This window comes from bacterium, from assembly GCA_040755795.1.
In the GTDB taxonomy this organism is placed as follows: domain Bacteria; phylum UBA9089; class CG2-30-40-21; order CG2-30-40-21; family SBAY01; genus JBFLXS01.
This window is the reverse complement of the sequence record JBFLXS010000045.1, coordinates 1-17,308: the sequence shown is the minus strand read 5'-3', so window position 1 is coordinate 17,308 and position 17,308 is coordinate 1. Positions and strand designations below refer to the sequence as shown.

12 protein-coding genes are annotated in these 17,308 nt (G+C 37.7%); 4 read left to right on the top strand and 8 right to left on the bottom strand.

Translation table 11 applies throughout. The features are described from left to right. Positions 1–141 precede the first annotated feature (141 nt). The 5 genes from AB1414_05075 to mnmA form a co-directional block, all read right to left on the bottom strand. Entirely contained in the window at positions 142–1,983 is a 1,842-nt protein-coding gene (locus tag AB1414_05075; protein MEW6606816.1) for a tetratricopeptide repeat protein, read from the bottom strand. A gap of 4 nt (positions 1,984–1,987) precedes the next feature. Continuing rightward, on the bottom strand, positions 1,988–3,451 hold the full coding sequence (locus AB1414_05070) for a hypothetical protein (GenBank protein MEW6606815.1): 1,464 nt from the start codon (positions 3,449–3,451) through the stop codon (positions 1,988–1,990). A gap of 164 nt (positions 3,452–3,615) precedes the next feature. Beyond that, complete coding sequence (locus tag AB1414_05065) at positions 3,616–4,332, bottom strand: hypothetical protein (protein MEW6606814.1); 717 nt, start codon at positions 4,330–4,332, stop codon at positions 3,616–3,618. Positions 4,333–4,500: 168 nt separating this feature from the next. Continuing rightward, positions 4,501–4,707, bottom strand: a complete 207-nt coding sequence (locus AB1414_05060; GenBank protein MEW6606813.1) for a hypothetical protein — start codon at positions 4,705–4,707, stop codon at positions 4,501–4,503. Then, positions 4,708–5,769, bottom strand: a complete 1,062-nt coding sequence (mnmA, locus tag AB1414_05055) for a tRNA 2-thiouridine(34) synthase MnmA (GenBank protein ID MEW6606812.1) — start codon at positions 5,767–5,769, stop codon at positions 4,708–4,710. It abuts the gene before it with no gap. A gap of 366 nt (positions 5,770–6,135) precedes the next feature. Here mnmA and AB1414_05050 point away from each other — a divergent pair, with 366 nt between their 5' ends. Further along, on the top strand, positions 6,136–7,239 hold the full coding sequence (locus tag AB1414_05050; GenBank protein ID MEW6606811.1) for a pyridoxal phosphate-dependent aminotransferase: 1,104 nt from the start codon (positions 6,136–6,138) through the stop codon (positions 7,237–7,239). 361 nt (positions 7,240–7,600) lie between these two features. Here AB1414_05050 and trpS read toward each other — a convergent pair whose 3' ends face one another. From trpS to acs, 3 genes are all read right to left on the bottom strand, one after another. Further along, a complete protein-coding gene (gene trpS / locus AB1414_05045; GenBank protein MEW6606810.1) occupies positions 7,601–8,584 on the bottom strand; it encodes a tryptophan--tRNA ligase in 984 nt (327 codons plus the stop codon). A gap of 232 nt (positions 8,585–8,816) precedes the next feature. Beyond that, the gene (locus tag AB1414_05040) at positions 8,817–9,470 is read right to left on the bottom strand and encodes a site-2 protease family protein (GenBank protein ID MEW6606809.1); all 654 of its coding nucleotides are present in this window, start codon (positions 9,468–9,470) and stop codon (positions 8,817–8,819) included. A gap of 677 nt (positions 9,471–10,147) precedes the next feature. Then, positions 10,148–12,295, bottom strand: coding sequence for an acetate--CoA ligase alpha subunit (gene acs, locus AB1414_05035; protein ID MEW6606808.1), 2,148 nt, complete (start codon positions 12,293–12,295; stop codon positions 10,148–10,150). 77 nt (positions 12,296–12,372) lie between these two features. Between acs and AB1414_05030 the strand changes: the two genes are divergently transcribed. The 3 genes from AB1414_05030 to AB1414_05020 are packed head-to-tail and all read left to right on the top strand — an operon-like array spanning position 12,373 to position 16,795. Beyond that, a complete protein-coding gene (locus AB1414_05030) occupies positions 12,373–14,208 on the top strand; it encodes a glycoside hydrolase domain-containing protein (protein ID MEW6606807.1) in 1,836 nt (611 codons plus the stop codon). A gap of 14 nt (positions 14,209–14,222) precedes the next feature. Next, the gene (locus AB1414_05025; GenBank protein ID MEW6606806.1) at positions 14,223–15,656 is read left to right on the top strand and encodes an O-antigen ligase family protein; all 1,434 of its coding nucleotides are present in this window, start codon (positions 14,223–14,225) and stop codon (positions 15,654–15,656) included. A gap of 59 nt (positions 15,657–15,715) precedes the next feature. Next, positions 15,716–16,795, top strand: coding sequence for a DUF362 domain-containing protein (locus AB1414_05020; protein MEW6606805.1), 1,080 nt, complete (start codon positions 15,716–15,718; stop codon positions 16,793–16,795). Positions 16,796–17,308: the final 513 nt, after the last annotated feature.

Sequence of the window (17,308 nt, the reverse complement as noted above, 5' to 3'; positions counted from 1 at the left end):
AACACTGAAAATTCGTAAATCGTGTCCGGTATCCGTGTCCGTAATCAGGTTGAAGGGTTTTTCTCCTGTTGTCCTCTGCCCTCTGCCTTCTGCCCTCTGCTATTCATCCATGTCAATCTGTGTTAATCCGTGGCTGAATAGTTACACCTCTCTTAAAATCCCCTCAATGGTCTTGCGGAATTCCATTGGCTCTCGCTCAATTAACTCGCTTTTCCTGGTATAAAGATACTCAATCGCTTTTCCCATCGGATAAAGCACATCAATCAGGCTTGGGGATGCCTTCTCCTTGCATAGCTGAAATAGACGATAGGCATCTTCGTATCTCTTTGCCTTTAGAATTCCCTTAAACATATTGGTGAAGTCTCGACCAAATTCCTCTATATCCTCTTCCTTAAACCTTGCTAAACCGAAAATAATTGCCTCTTTGTAGGCAGAGATTGCCCTGGTGTAGTCTTTCATCTTACGGTAAGCAATGCCCATATTATACCAGGCATCATAATCCGGCTTTATCTTGATTGCCTCCTGGTAGCATGAGATTGCCCGGGTGTAGTCTTTCATCTCAACAAATATATATCCTTTGGCAAACCATATCCGGGAGGTAGTCTCTAAAGAAACCCTTACATCTTGCATAATTTCATCAAGTATCTCAAGGGCTTTGGTAAATTCCCCTGCCTCTATCTTTATCCAGACCTCATCTATCTTTTCTGCATATTTTTCTTCTATTCTGGTTAATCCTTCTAATGCCTCCTTTAGATAGGTTATCTTTTCTTCCCTCTCCAGTAGAGAAGCCATCCTTTCTGTGCGGATAATCTCTGTCTTTAATTCCTCTTTGGAAAACCATATTTGCAGGAAGATAATCAGAAACTGAATCCTTTGTTCGGACCTTCCACCAGTGCGCATCTGATACCAGACCCGAAATATCTGCTCGCTCAATTCATATCCGGTAAGATTCTTTGCCTGGGTAAATTTAATTGGGGTTAAATAGCCATCATCCATTAAGCGAGAAATTTGAGCGGTAATCGTGTTTATCGGAAGGTTTGTCTTCTGGCTAATCTCTTTTGGGCTTAAAATAAGAGGGGCTTTGGCAATAGCATCGATGATGACCTGTTGTTGGGAAGAGAGTCTATGAATCTTCTCTAAGAAGTATTGGGATTGTTCATCAAGGATAGATTTCAGGTAAGCGATAATATCCTTTAATTCACCAGGGATAAGGAATTGATAGAGGATAAGCAATAATCTTGGATTGCCACCAGTAAGCTGGTATAATGCCTTTAGACGGGAAGAAAGTAGTGAGGATGGGAATTTATTTAATACATCATCCTTCCCATCAAGCCTGAATCTTAAATAGAGAAGCCTTTCAAATTCATCCTCTTTAAGCTCGGTGATTTCCTCTATCTTAAAGAATCTATAAAAAGGCTCTTTCTCGTCTCTGATTTCTTTAAATAGGCTAATTGCGCCGCCATAGATAAGCAGATATGGGTCATTCATCAGGATATCCCGAAGCCTGCGGACTTCTATTGGTTTAAACCTTGAGAGGATAAGGTTAAAATTATCAACCAGAATCAGCACATTTTTGTTTTTTCTTTTCAAATAGTCTATAAGGAAGGCATAAGATGTGGTATAATCATCCTTTGGAAAATCCTTTGCCAGGCTACTATCTTCCCGAGAAACCTCCTCTAATATTCTCGCAAAGAATGTTTTCAAATCGGTAATCCCAAATTCTTCTTCAGCAAATTGGACAGGAATCCAGAAGGAAGAAATCTCCGGGCAATCCTTGACTTTAAAATAGACCATTGATAAAAGGTGGGTTTTACCCATACCTCGTGGAGCCTTCAGAAGGATATGCTGATGATGGGGCTTATTCCTTTCCTTTTCTAATCTGGCGATAAGGCTTTCAAAGAGGGCATTTCTGCCAACAAAGGTTTCAAAAAGCTCCTCTTTGGTCATCTGTTGTGGATTGTATTTATAAAGCACCTTTTCCATAATTCTAACCTAAATACCTTGAATGCCGAAGCCACCAATCACGGATGAGATTGCTGGTGAACATATAATTTCGTTCAACCTTTTTAATATAGAATTCATCCTCTAAATATGCCATCAGTTTATCAAAATCCTCCGCAGGTGCCACGGGACAGATTTCTTTAAAAATCCCCTTAATCTCACTCTCGTTCCTTTGCCCCCTGGTTAATTCTTCGAAAATAGCCTTAATACCAGGAGAAGGTTGATAGAATTCACTAACCCTATAACTCATCAGACGCTCATAATAATGTCTGAAGTAGGTCTTAGATTCTATCCCTAATAACCTTTCTTGATAAACCTGTTCAATCCCTTCAACAGTCAGGTGCTTATTTTCCCTGATTATCCCCTTTTCTATCTCAAAGACAAAGAGTTGGATAAAATAGGGGATGGGTGCACCAAGCAGGTGTAATATCTTTTTGACAAATCCCTCCTCTGGTTTTATCCCTATTCTGCTCAGTAAAATCTGGGTAAGTTCATAGCCATCCTTATCGGATAAAGGTGGTAACTGCTCTTTTTTAAAGAGTGAGTAAAAACCATCTTTATCTTCATACTCAATCTCATCAATGAGTCGGTGAATAAGGATAGAACCCGTAAGAATGAACCTTGTTTGATTTGGAATAGAGAGAGTCTCTTTAAGGACGGACAGGAATTTATGAGACTCGGTTTTGTTTTTAATAAGATTCTCAAGCATCCCTGAAAATTCATCAAACAAAAACAGGATTTTTTCTTTTAAACCGCGATAAAATTCCAACCACGCCCTTTCCCAGCTATCCTTAATGGACTCTTTAAAGATTTGTTTTTCATTATTTATCTCCTGTTCTGTCTTATGGTCAAATGCACGCATTATCCAACGCCGATAGCCCATTATCACCTCCGCGACAAATGATTGCCCATCCGAGATACCCTCTAAATCAATAAGCAGGGGAAGGAAGTCTTCTTTAGGATAATCTAAGAGCTGGTAAAGTAGGCTTGTCTTACCGAATCTTCTTGGTGCAACCAGAATAATATGGTCTGTGTTTAATACCTGCCAAAGAGAGTTGATAAAATCTTCCTGATTAAAAAAGTCCATACCCCGGGCAATGACACCCAGCGAAAAATCAGGCAGATAATCTTTCTCTCCCTGTTTTATCTTCAAAACTACCTCTTTAAATAGTCTTTTATTGAATCTGGCATCCTGGTCATAAAAGAGTTCAATGGGAAATATTGCCGGTTCTGGCAAGGCGAATTTGCCTTCTAATTTCTCCAGGTCAAAGATGGATAATAATTCAACCTCGTTATCCGGGAAGCCCTCTTCTACCATCTTATACATCTCAAAGACTATGTCTTTATGTTGGATATTGGTTTGGGAAAAATCAGTAATTTCAATAAAAAGGTTTTGGATAACATTTCCCTCTTTATCCTGAATACCAAATAGGACACCCTCTTTCTTCATCTTAATCACCATTCCTCCTTAGTAACCGTTCAGGGATATAGCCACAGAGCCACAGAGAACACAGAGAGAATATATAACCACGAATGAATACGAATAATAAAAAACAGGAAAGCGAACCTAAAGGTTCCCACTACACTTATTGAATGTCAGAGGTTAATTCGTGTCTATTTGTGGCTAATTTTCCTAATTCTCTGTGAACTCTGTGCCTCTGTGGCTGAACGCTTACCCTCCTTAATTTCTCTCTGAAGAATATCAAAGAATTCATCAGCGACATACAAAAGTTCACTCATAGCATTCATCTTAATCTTACCTACAGGAGAGACTTTTCTTTTCTCTCTTTCAGGTTCATATATCAGGTAATGGTCTTTCTTATCCCATGCCCAGGCAAGCATGGTCATTATCTGAATCTCTATCTTTGGGCATTCTGGCTTTTCTTTGCTTTTAAAGACAAGGTAATATGCCCTTACCCCTTTTACTTTTGTAGGTCTTTTCATCCTCTTTTCATAGATTGTGTCTTTTTTCTCTACAATTTCAAATTGTTGAGTAATTTTCTCACTCTCTTTCAACCTTTGATTAATCTTTTTGGCATCAGAGAGGTAATTGCATATTATTCTATCTCTGAATATATCTGAAAACTCGCAAAAGGCATTTTCTATGGTATATTTACTCCTTTTTATCTTGTCTATAATGCTTGTTGGACTTTTAATTTGCATCTGGGGCGTATCCTTATTCTCTATTTTTGCTACGAAGCGGTTGACTTTCAATTCCTTTTCTATTTCTTTAATCTCTTCTTCAATAAGTTCAATAAGTTTTTTAAGGACAGGTGCATAGAGGAATATAATCTCTGCTCGTTTTTTCTTCACTATTTCTTCAAGAGACATATTTTATCTTTCCTTATATACGACAAATTTGTTGCACAACATTTTTGTTGTATAATTATAATAAATAAATTTTAAGTTGTCAAGAAAAAGTTTCGACCTGTGAAATAGAAAGACAAAATATCCCCCAATTAGGGTGAGAAAAAGAATAAACAGCTCGCTCCTATGGAGCTAATTTGTTATGAGGAAGATAATCTTTCTACAAACATATCGCTCCTCTGGAGCTAATATGAATAAAGCTCCGTAGGAGCAATCTGTTTGTAGTAGTATTTCGCAAAAGCAATATGTTTGTAGCTCCGTAGGAGCGACCTGTTTGTATTGAATATCTGCTTCTTCCATTTTATTTAAACCTAACCGCACAGGTCGCATCTTTTCCACTCACTCAATTACTCCACCGCCAAGTAACACCTCGTCTTTATAGAAGACTACTGATTGTCCTGGCGTCACTGCTCGAACAGGTTGTTCAAACACGACCTCTACCTTATCATTATTTACTGGATGAATGATGGCTTTGGTTTCCGGATGCAGGTATCGGATTTTTGCCACTACCTCCATTTCAGATTCAAACCTTTCCACCGCCACCCAGTTTAACTCACCGGCTATTAGACTATTTCGATACAGGTCAGATTCATCACCTACGATGACTGCATTTCTGTTTAACTCTATGCTTATCACATAAAGGGGGCTGCCTGCGGCAATGCCAAGTCCTCTACGCTGACCAATGGTGAAAAATGCAATTCCCGAATGCCTGCCTAAGATATTCCCATTTTTATCCAGTATTTCACCTGGTTTAAATGCATCTTTAATTCTTTGTTGAATAAAATTCCGATAATCTCCTTGTGGAATAAAACATATTTCCTGTGATTCAGGTTTATTTGCGACTTTGAGTCCCAGTCTTACCGCTATCTTTCGAACTTCTTGCTTTTGATAATCCCCTAACGGCATCATTGCCTGAGATAATTGCTCCTGGGAAAGTTTATACAGGAAATAGGACTGGTCTCTGGTTGTATCAATCCCTTTTTTGATTATATAGCGATTGTTTTGTTTTTCGAGCCTGGCATAATGACCCGTTGCCAGATAGTCTGCCCCCAATTCCTTAGCCTTAGCCAGCAGGCTGTCAAACTTTATTCTGGAGTTGCAGATGACACATGGATTGGGAGTTCGACCAGCCAGATATTCCTTTACAAAATAGCTAACTACCATTTGCTCAAACTCTGCCTTACAATCAATGATATGATGTCGGATGCCCAATCTCTCTGCTACATATCTGGCATCTACAAAAGATTGTAATGAACAACAGGTATCTAACTTTTCAATCTGGCAACTTGATTTAAGTATCTCCATCGTTACACCAATAACATCATACCCCATCTCTTTAATCAAATAAGCGGTAACCGATGAATCTACACCACCACTCATAGCTACTACAACACATTTCATTGTTTTTCTTCCCTCGCACTATTCTAACAAATTTGAATAATTCTGTCAACAATTAAAACCATAGTAAATTTGTTGACAGGTTTGCTTCTTTGTGCTATAATCTTTGTAACCGTTCAGGTAATCCTTTACCGCAGAGACGCAGAGAAACAGAGAGGAAAATATCTTTTTTTTTCGTGTTTTTCGGTGTTTAAAAAGGCTTAAAACAGTTAGTCGAAAGTCCGTATTAAAAGATTATCAAACAAGGAAAGTCCCGAAATGCACAAAAAAGGAAATTTCTGTCTCTGGTGAATAGATTTTAATTTTTTCTCTGCGTCTCTGTGGCATCTTGCGGTGAACGGTTACTAATCTTTTACGCGGAGGTAAAAAATGATTTCTACGAGGATGAATAAAATTGATTCTTCTGGTATTCGGAAGGTATTCAATTTAGCCAGCCAACTACAAAATCCTATTAATCTTAGTATTGGCCAGCCAGATTTTGATGTGCCCGCAGAAATTAAACAGGAGGCAATTAAAGCTATCAATGCTGGATTTAATAGATATACTCAAACAGAAGGTATTTTAGAATTAAGAGAAAGGGTTGCCCAAAAACTACGAGATAAAAATAATATTAATGTCAATCCAAAGGATATTTTAATTACAAGTGGTGTTTCTGGCGGGTTATTTTTAGCCTTTTATGTTTTGCTTGATAAAGATGATGAGGCAATTATTTTTGACCCATATTTTGTTATGTATAAACATCTGATAAACTTTATCGACTCAAGACCAATATATATTAATACATATCCTGATTTTAGTTTGAATATTGAGCGGGTAAAAGAGGCAATTACTGCAAAGACGAAGGTAATCGTGATTAACTCTCCGGGAAACCCCACGGGTAAAACATATTCCAAACTTGAGATAGAGGGAATTGCAAAAGTAGCTAAAGAGAATAATTTAGTGGTAATATCAGATGAAGTTTATGAAGAATTTATGTATGAAGGAGAACATTTTAGTATTGGGAGTATTTATGACAGGACAATTACCTTAAATGGTTTTTCTAAGGCTTATGCAATGACTGGTTGGCGAATGGGCTATGCCGCAGGACCAGGTGAAATCATTCAGCAAATGACTAAATTACAGCAATATAGTTTTGTCTGTGCCCCTTCTTTTGCTCAAATTGCCGCAATTAAGGCACTTGATTGTGATATAAGTAAATATATTGAAGAATACCGAAGGAAGAGAGATTTGATTTATGAGGGGTTAAAAGATTATTTTAAGGTTGAAAAGCCTGGTGGGGGATTTTATATATTCCCACAGGTTGAGGGAATAACAGCAACGGCATTTGTTGAAAAGGCAATCGCTAAAAATCTATTAATCATTCCAGGCAATATCTTTTCAGAGCAGGATACTAACTTCCGATTATCCTTTGCTACAAAAGACGAGATAATTCAAAAAGGAATTGAGATACTAATTAGAGTAGCAGAAAACTAAACAACAGTCAATATTCAGGAGAATATTCAGGGGAAACGGACATGAGCCAAGGCTCACAAAGGGCAATGAAAATGGGAGAAGGACAACCCCCTAACCCCCTTTATTAAGGGGGAATATGTGTTCTAAACCAGAGGATACGAGTCTGTGGATACTATACTAATTCGCTAATCTCTAATTCACTAATTCGCTATTTTCAGGGGAAACGCTCATGAATCTGCGACTCACAAAGGAGAATGAAAATAGTAGGTAGGAGATAGAAGGTGGGAGGTAAGGAGATAGGCGTGAGGAGTGATGTTTTCTTTACTTTCTACTTTCTTCTCTCTACTTTCTACTTCCTTATTTTCAGGAGATACAGTTATTATCAGTAAATCTTCATTGCCTGGCGGACCTCGAGCATGACTTTAGAAGTTATTTCTCTTGCCTTTTTCTTACCTTCATCTAATATATTTATAATTTCCTGTGGGGCTATCTCGAATTTTTTGCGTGCCTCATGGATAGGTTTTAAACAAGAAATTAATATCCGGGCTAATTCCTCCTTACATTTCACACAACCTCTTTTTGCCTCCTGGCATTCCTGTTTTATGACCTCGACACCATTTTTATTAAAAGCCTGATGAAAGGCAAAAACCACACATACCTCTGGATGACCTGGGTCCGTTGGATGAATCCTTGCCGGATCGGTAATCATACTCTTTACCTTCTTCACTATCAGGTCATCTGAGTCTGACAGGTAGATACAATTCCCAAAGCTTTTACTCATCTTGCGTCCATCTACACCGGGAAGTTTAGATGTTTGAGTCAATTTTGACGCAGGTTCAGGAAATACCTCACTATATAAATAATTAAATCTTCGACAAATCTCGCGGGTTAATTCAAGATGAGGGAGTTGGTCTTCACCAACCGGAACAATATTGGCTTTATAAATCAGAATATCCGCCGCCTGAAGCACTGGATAGCCTAAAAACCCGTAGGTGTGAAGGTCTAACTGGGCTAATTCTTTTAACTGGTCTTTGTAAGTAGGACACCGTTCTAACCAGGGAAGTGGCGTAATTGTTGACAAAAGGATATGTAACTCCGCATGCTCCGGGATTTGCGACTGGCGAAAAATCACACATTTCTGCCAGTCTATCCCACAACTCAACCAGTCTATAAGCATCTGCTGGATATTTTCCTGGAATTCACCAGTATCCGCATAAGCCGTTGTCAAGGCATGCCAATCAGCAATCATATAAAAACATTCATATTCATCCTGAAATTCCTTCCAGTTATTCAAGGCACCTAACAAATGCCCCAGATGTAACCTGCCAGTTGGCCGCATCCCACTTAATACCCGTAACTTATCCATAATACCTCCTATTTTTCCACCTGTGCGATTAGACTAATTCATCGCAGAGACGCAAAGGAAAAATAAATGTAAAACAGGAAATGAAAAATGGGAAATTATTAGTACTTCGCCAGACTCATCACCTTTCAGTTATACATTTTCATTTTACATTTAACTGCACAGGTGGAAATATTTTCCTCTCTGTTTCTCTGCGTCTCTGCGGTAAAGAACTGCCTGAACAGTTACCACAAAATTAAAGTGACATCTGATGTCCTGTAAATAAAAAGTTAAGAAATTGCACACAAGGACCAATTATTTTCCAGAGAATAGGGAATCCTATCATTTGCCCGATTAAAATTATTCCGACAAGGATAAAAGGACCATAAGGGGCAAATCGACTAAATTCATAGGATTGTTGAACAGGTAAAAGTCCTGATAAAATCTGATAGCCATCTAAAGGGAAAATAGGGATAGCATTAAAAACGGCTAAAATGAGATTGAAGAAAACTAAGATTTGTAAGACTTCAAGAATAAGAAAAAGTTGTTCTTGAGAAACTAATGGTAAGCCCCAAAATATCAGTCCACGGAAAAGCATGCCAAAAACAAAGGCACTAATTAAATTCGATAGAGGTCCTGCTAAAGCCACCCAGAGCATATCTTTTCCTGGATTTTGAAAATTATTTGGATTGACTGGTACTGGTTTTGCCCAACCAATATGGACAAGAAAAAACATCAAAGTCCCAACTAAATCAAGATGTGCCAGAGGATTAAGCGTCAGCCTGCCAGAAAGTCTGGGAGTCGAATCCCCAAGTTTATCCGCAATAAACCCATGGCTAAATTCATGAATGGTAATTGCAAAAAGGATAGGTGGTGCGATTAAAAGTATCTCTAAAATATTCTGATTCATTTATCATCTCCATAAGTAAATTTCAATGGCTACTGATTTCTAGTGTCGTGTTGACTAAGACTTGCACTATGTCGTGTTGAACAAATAACGCACGGAATTTGATTCTCGTAACTGGTGATTGGTAACTGGTAATTGAATACCGTTCGGCTGAGCTCAGGACGAAACTATTTAACCAATTACCAGTTACCAATTATCCGTTTGCAGGTTACGAAACCTGATGATACTCCGTGCAAAACTTACTCAACACCACACTATTATATCATACTTCTCCTCACAAGTCAATTAAATTTTACCACTTACAGCAATTCTCGGTGAATCTAAATAAACAGTCCAGGTAACCACCTTAAAGCCATTTTTTGCTTCTTAAACATCTTCTTCCTCTAAATTGCTTAAAATTTCCCCATCCTAAACCTATATTTCATAATCCCGAAAAACCCTCATAAATACCCATTTCTTATTTTCACCGAGAATTGCTGAATTGAGGGTGACTGTAATAAAAGTAAATAACCTTTTCCCGGTAACCGTTCAGGTGGTAATTTACCGCAGAGACGCAGAGGAACAGAGAGGAAAATATCTTTTTTTGTAACTGTTCAGGTGTCCATAAGGAAAAAGGGGAAAAGAGGAAAAAATGGGAAAGGGGAAAAATGGTGAATGGTGAATTGTGAATGAATGCATAGTTAATAACATTGTCCAGTAAAAGATATGGGTAAGGATAATATCAAGATACGGGCATCAACTATCTTCGCCCCTTTACCTTTTTCAAACACAATCAAAGGGTTAATATCTAATTCCTCTATTTCTTCAAAATCACATACTAACTGGGATAACCTTTCTAAACATTCAGCAATGATGTCAATATCAGATGGTTTTTCACCTCGATAACCGGTCAATATTTTATAGCCGCGAATCTTTTCTATCATATGGTAAGCACCAAGTTCACGAATTGGAGCAATCCTGAATGTTACATCTTTTAACACCTCGACATAAGCACCACCTAATCCAAACATAAGCAAATTGCCAAAGTGTAAATCTTTATTCATTCCAAGAATGATTTCTTTCCCTTTCTTTGCCATCTTTTGAACAAGGACACCCCAAACAGTGTAGTTAGTAAATTTCAGAGTCATCTCCTGATATGCCTTTCTCAAATCTTTTTCATTTTCAATGTTTAATCGGACGCCACCCACATCCAGTTTATGAAGGATTTCTGGAGAAACTATCTTCAAGGCTACTGGATAGCCGACTTCCTGAGCGTATTGAGTGGCTTCTTGTTCATTTTTTGCTAATCGGAAGTCTAAAACAGGAAATCCATACGCCTTTAAAATCTCATAAGTCTCTGGCTCGGGTAAAAATCTTCTTTTTTGTGTTTTTGCAAGAGAAATGACTTCTTCTACTTTCTTTTTATCAACATCATTGAATATTCGAACCTGTGTTCGAGGTCGTGCTACCCATTGACTATATTCGCACATCTTTGCCAGTGCTCTTGACGCCACTTCTGGAAATTTATAATGGGGGATATTTTTTTCATCAAGAATCTTTAAAACACTGGATATATCAGTTATTCCCATCCAGCAAACCATAATGGGTTTCTGGTATTTGGGCATCATTTCAGTAATAACATAAGCGATATTTTGTAAGATAGTTATTGGCTGAATAGTGCAGATAACAATTATGACACCATCTACATTTTTATCTTCCAGAACAGATTTCAAGGCAAGTGCATAGCGGTCTTCTCTGGCATCTCCAATAAGGTCAATGGGATTATTTATGTTTGAAGTTGGTGGTAAGCCATTTTTTAAGTTTGAAGTGGTTTTTTTATCAAAATCTGCTAATTGCACGCCATATCTGATACAGGTATCTGTTGCCATTATCCCGGGACCACCACCATTAGTGATAATTGCGACTCGATTTCCTTTTGGAAGTGGTTGATTGGCAAATGCGCGGGCATAATCAAATAGTTCTTCAAGCGTTTCTACCCTTAACACGCCGCATTGATGGAAGAAATACTCATAAGCGTCGTCTGAACTGGCTAATGCCCCGGTATGAGACGAAGCCGCTTTTGCTCCTTCGATAGTGCGTCCTGATTTTATGGCTAATATTGGCTTTCTTTTCGGAATATCCCCGGTTATCTCTCTTGCCAGTTCTAAGAATCTTTTTGGTTCTGTGAGGTCCTCAAGGTAGAGCAGAATCACATCTGTATTTGGGTCATCCTTCATCATCGCCAGCATATCAGTTTCGGTTAAATCAGATTTATTCCCAATCGAGACGAATTTTGACAGCCCGATATTATTCTCTGAGGCATATTCAAGTGCCGCTACACCCAGAGCACCGGATTGAGAAATAAAGGCGATATTACCGGGTTTTAGCATACTTGTAACAAAAGTCGCATTAAAAGAAATCTCCGGGTCAGTATTAATTATACCAAGACAATTGGGGCCAAGAACCGCAATAGAATATTTTTTCGCAATCTCTATCACCGTTTTTTCAATCTCTGCTCCTTTTTCACCTATTTCTTTAAATCCAGCACTGATGATTATGGCGGCTTTTATACCCTTTTCTCCACATTCCTCCATAACAACAGGCACGCTTGATGCTGGCACGATAATTACAGCTAGATCTACTTCCCCTGGAATATCCCAGACAGAGTGATATGCCCTAACGCCTAAAATGCCTCTTGCCTTCGGATTTACCGGATAGACAATACCTGTATATCCAGAAAACAATATATTGGCAAACAAAATCCTGCCTACTGCATCTTGATGAGTAGAGGCGCCTATAACCGCAATTGATTTAGGTGAAAATATACATCTGGCATTTTCATTTTTCACTCTTATAGTTTAACATATATTTTAACTGTTGTCAATTACTAATTGACTTTTTTTAAATTATGTGATATTATGTAAGTATGGAGATTATCATATTATTACTGATTCTATTATCTTCTTCTCCTGCTTTTTCTTCAGTTAATATCTGGGTAACCGGAGAATATGAAAAGGTCAATCCTATCACTGGAAATGTATATGAGGAAGACCCGCGAAAATATAACGCTAAACCAATAATTGGCGAATATAAAGACAAAAATTACTTCTTTGATAAAAACCTTAATACTATTTCCCTTCAGGGGGCAAAGAATGAATATGTAGGATTTCAAGTAGTTATTGAGGCAGAGAATACAAAACTTAAGGATGTAGATATTTCAGTCAGTAATTTAACAGGCCAGGGAGTTATTCAAAGCAGAGAGAATATTGAGCTATTTCGTGAGTGGTATATAAAACTAAATAATGAATGGTATCCGGATGCGTTAATACCTTTTGAAATCCCTGACTATGGTGCCCCATTTGATATTCCTGCTTCTACCCAACCTATTATCGGACAAAAAAACCAGGCTGTCTGGTGTGATATTTACATACCTAAAAATATTCCTGCTGGTGATTATCAAGGGACTCTTAAGGTTACCCAGACTAAAAAATTACTTAAAACACTAAATATTAAACTTAAGGTATTAAATTTTGTCCTTCCGGATGATTATTCATTAAAGGCTATTTTAAATGATTATATCTGGATATCAAAAGGATTTGATGTTGACCGTAAAGATGCACGATACATAACCATTGAAGAGAAATTTCATAAAATGGCACGGGAACATGGATTTACCCTTAGTGAAGTATCCTATAATCAAGATGGTGGAATGAAGGGGAATTATGCCCCCATTATTGAAGGTAATGGGGATAAAATTAAGGTAGTGGATTGGAGGGCATTTTATAATCAGTTTAATAAATACTTCTCACCAAAAGATAATATTTTTTGTGAATGCAAGCGAGGGACCGGCAGACCATTATCATCTTTTATATTGCCATTTAATTGTAATTGGCCGGCGAAATGGGGCGAAGATAAAAATTCAAGACGATATACGACTCCAGAATATAGAACAGAATATATAAGAATATGTCAACAATTTGAAGATTATTTTAATAAACAGGGTTGGACACAAACCCAATTTCAGATATATTTTAACCATAAAACAACGATGTCTAAATTAATTCCCTGGCGGATGGATGAACCCAGATACCCATCTAAAGAATCTCCCCAAAATCCCTATGCTGATTATGATGCGTTGAAATACTATGCAGAATTAACAAAACAAGGATTTAAAAATATAGGTGCGGGAAAGAAAATTATGTATACTAAATCTGCAAAGTTTGTTTTTAGAATTGATATTGGTCGGTATTATGAGTATCTTTCCTCAGATAAAAGACTAAATGGCTATGTTGGATTATGGAATGTTGGACTGGGGAGTGATATTTCTGATGCGGAAAATAGACATAGGCAGGATGAAGAAATCTGGTTTTATGGAAGTCTGCCTGCGGTAAATAAAAAATCTTTTTGTGACAATGAAGATGATAAAGAAATAGATATATTATGGGAAATATGGAAAGCAAAAGTTGATGGAATTTGCTTCTGGAGTTGTGCCTCATGGAAAGATGACCCTTATGTCTATCTTGATGAAGAAGATGGCACTGCATTAGCTTTTTATCCTGGTAGTAAATTTAATCTCGATATTCCTATCCCATCTCTACGACTAAAAGTCCTTCGCACAGACCTACAAACTTATGAATACATCGTAGAGATAATCCGGAGAAATGGTGGAGATAGAAAAATAGTCGATAGTATCTTTAAAAAATCAAGGCAGAAAGTTAGTGACTGCTATAAGATAAAACAGCTATTAATAAATAATCTGTAAGGGAGATATATTAAATGAAGGAATATTTTAATACTCTGAAAGAAAAGATAACCTCATTCTGGATAGAGGTTAAATATAATAAGGAATTACCATCGGCAATAATGATTGCGGTAAGCATAGTTTTATGTATGGCGATGGGATTTCTGTTTTTATGTCCTCTTGTTTCCATCAGGAATGCGACCCTGATTGGATTATGTATTGTGGGAGGTATAGGTATTCTCCTTGAGCCTTATTGGGGAGTTCTATTCGTAATCTTTTTATATTTTCTTATGTCATGTGATATAAAATATGCTCCATCAGATACAAGGGCAATATTTTACATAACACCAGTAGTTGTGGGGAGTTGGTTATTTAATATGATAGTTAAACGAAATTTTAGATTTGTTAAATGCTGGCAAAACATTGCTATTTTAGGACTAATAGCTGTGGCATATCTTTCCACTATTAATGCCGTTTATCCAGAAAAGTCTATTGAGGACTCCGGTGTATTTGCTAAAAGAATGCTATTTTATCTCCTTTTTCTAAATTTAATAGACTCCTTTAAAAGACTTAATCTTGCCTATTGGATAGTATCAGGAGGTAGCGGGGGATTAGCTCTTTTATCCATCCGCACATTCATTCTGGGAGGTTCAATGAAGAGAGTAGAGGTAGGTGGAGGGCAGTTAGCGGGTTCTAATGCCCTTGCCCATATGGTCGTAATGACAATACCATTTTTTTTCTATAAGATTTTTAGCAAGAATCGATTGGAGAAAATTGGGGGTATTATTTTCTTACCAATCTCAATCTTTTCTATCATTGCTACTGCCTCTCGAGGTGGTTCTATTGGTGCTGGAGTAGTTCTACTATCCCTTGCCCTTACCTCAAAAAAGAAATTAAAATCATTCCTTATATTAAGTGGAATAATATGGTTAGGAATAATGTTTGCTCCCCCTATTTATTGGGAGAGAATGAATTCAATTAAGAGTTATGAGGAGGATGCCTCAGCTACTCATCGAATTGATGTATGGAAGGCAGGTATTGAGATGTGGAAAGAGCATCCTTTAATTGGTATAGGACAGGAAAATTTTCAGTATGTAGTTAGAGGCTATCTCCCATGGGATAGTAAAATCGAACAACTTGTTCCGCATAATACATATATAAAATTCTTAGCTCAAGGGGGGACTATTGCTTTATTCTCTTACCTGTTATTATTATTTTTTAATTTTACAGATTTATGGCGGGTAAGGAAATCAGCAAAAGAAGAATTTCAAGGGATTAATGTTTACAATCTAAGTCGAGCAGTTGAAATTGGCTTAATAGGACATATGACAAGTGCCATATTTATAGACAAGACAGACTTTGAACCATTTTATTGGTTTTCGGCTTTAGCCGCACTTCTTAGATATTTTCTTAAATATGAAGATGGTCTGGCTAAAGAGGATGAAAATTTAGGTCGTGTCCCCAAATAAACACTAATTAATTACCATTCACCAGTTACCATTTACCAAACAGAAGGAGGTTTAAAGAAATGAGTAAAGTTGCAGTTTTAAAAACAAAGCCGGAAACGATACTCGAGGATTATAAACGGTTAATGAAATTAGCCGAATATGAGAGCTTTTTACCCAGGGATAAAGTTGTTCTTCTTAAAATTAACATCTCCTGGCATCACTGGTATCCGGCGTGCTCAACTACACCCTGGCAATTAGAAGGAGTAATAAAAACCCTTCTTGATGACGGCTATCCACCACAAAATATCATTGGTGCCCATAATCGCACTGTTGTCGTCAATGATAGAATCGGAGAGGTAAATAATAAACATAAGTTAGTGATAGATAAATATGGTCTATCTACGGTTTATTTGAATGAGAAACCCATAGAGTGGGTAAGATACGAACCGAAAGGGAAAATGCTTGTTCTGGATAAGGTGTATCCAGAAGGTATTCTTATTCCAAAGATGTTTCAGGGGAAGAGTATCATTCACCTGCCAACAGTGAAAACGCATGTGTTCACTACGATTACTGGGGCGATGAAGAATGCCTTTGGAGGTCTTTTATCCCAAAAAAGACACTGGACACACAGCGTTATTCATGAGACCCTGGTTGACCTTTTAACTATTCAAAAGGAGATTCATAGCGGCATTTTTGCAGTGATGGATGGAACTATTGCGGGCAGTGGTCCTGGCCCACGCTGTATGGAACCACATGTTATAGATTACATCTTAGCCAGTTCTGACCAGGTAGCAATTGATGCTATCTCCGCTAAAATCCAGGGATTTGACCCACTCTCGCTCGGCTTCATTCGGCTGGCACACGAAATGGGGCTGGGGTGTGGTAACCCAAATGAAATAGAGATAGTGGGTGAGGATATATCAGGTGTCAACTTTGGCTTTAAGTGTGGTGATACCTTTGCCAGTAAAGGTCAGAAGGCAATATATCACGGTTTCCTCAAACCGTTTGAACATATTTTACTTCGCACACCAATCGTCCCCTGGTCTTATGCCGCATCAAGGCTTTATCATGATTTATACTGGTATCCTGCTGTTGGGAAAAAAAGGGTTAATGAGATGCTTAAAACAGACTGGGGACAACTTTTTCTTAACTACAAATAATGCAGAATTGTAACCGTTCACCACAGAGACGCACAGACACAGAGAATGATTTTAGAAAAAGCACGGACAGGGCAAATAATTGGTACAGCAATAGAAGTTCATCACATAATGTTTCCCTTTCCTACTCTTCTATTTCCTTATTTTCAGGAGAACGCTCATAAGTCTCTGCCTCACAAAGGACGATGAAAATTAATGGGAGAGAGATTGGAGTGATTAGTCACTGGTCATTAGTCAATGACCAGTGACCAAAAGGAGATAGGCGTGAGGAGTGATGTTTTCTTTACTTTCTACTCTCTACTTTCTACTCTCTACTTCCTATTTTCAGGAGAAAGGGAGAAGATGGAGAAGTGGAGAAAAGAAGAGTTAACTGATAGGATTATTAATGTCTGTATTAATGTCCATCAAAAGTTAGTGTCGTGTTGAACAAATAACGCACGGAATTTGATTCTGGTAACTGAACTGGTAATTAAATACCGTTCGGCTGAGCTCAGGACGAAACTATTTAACCAATTA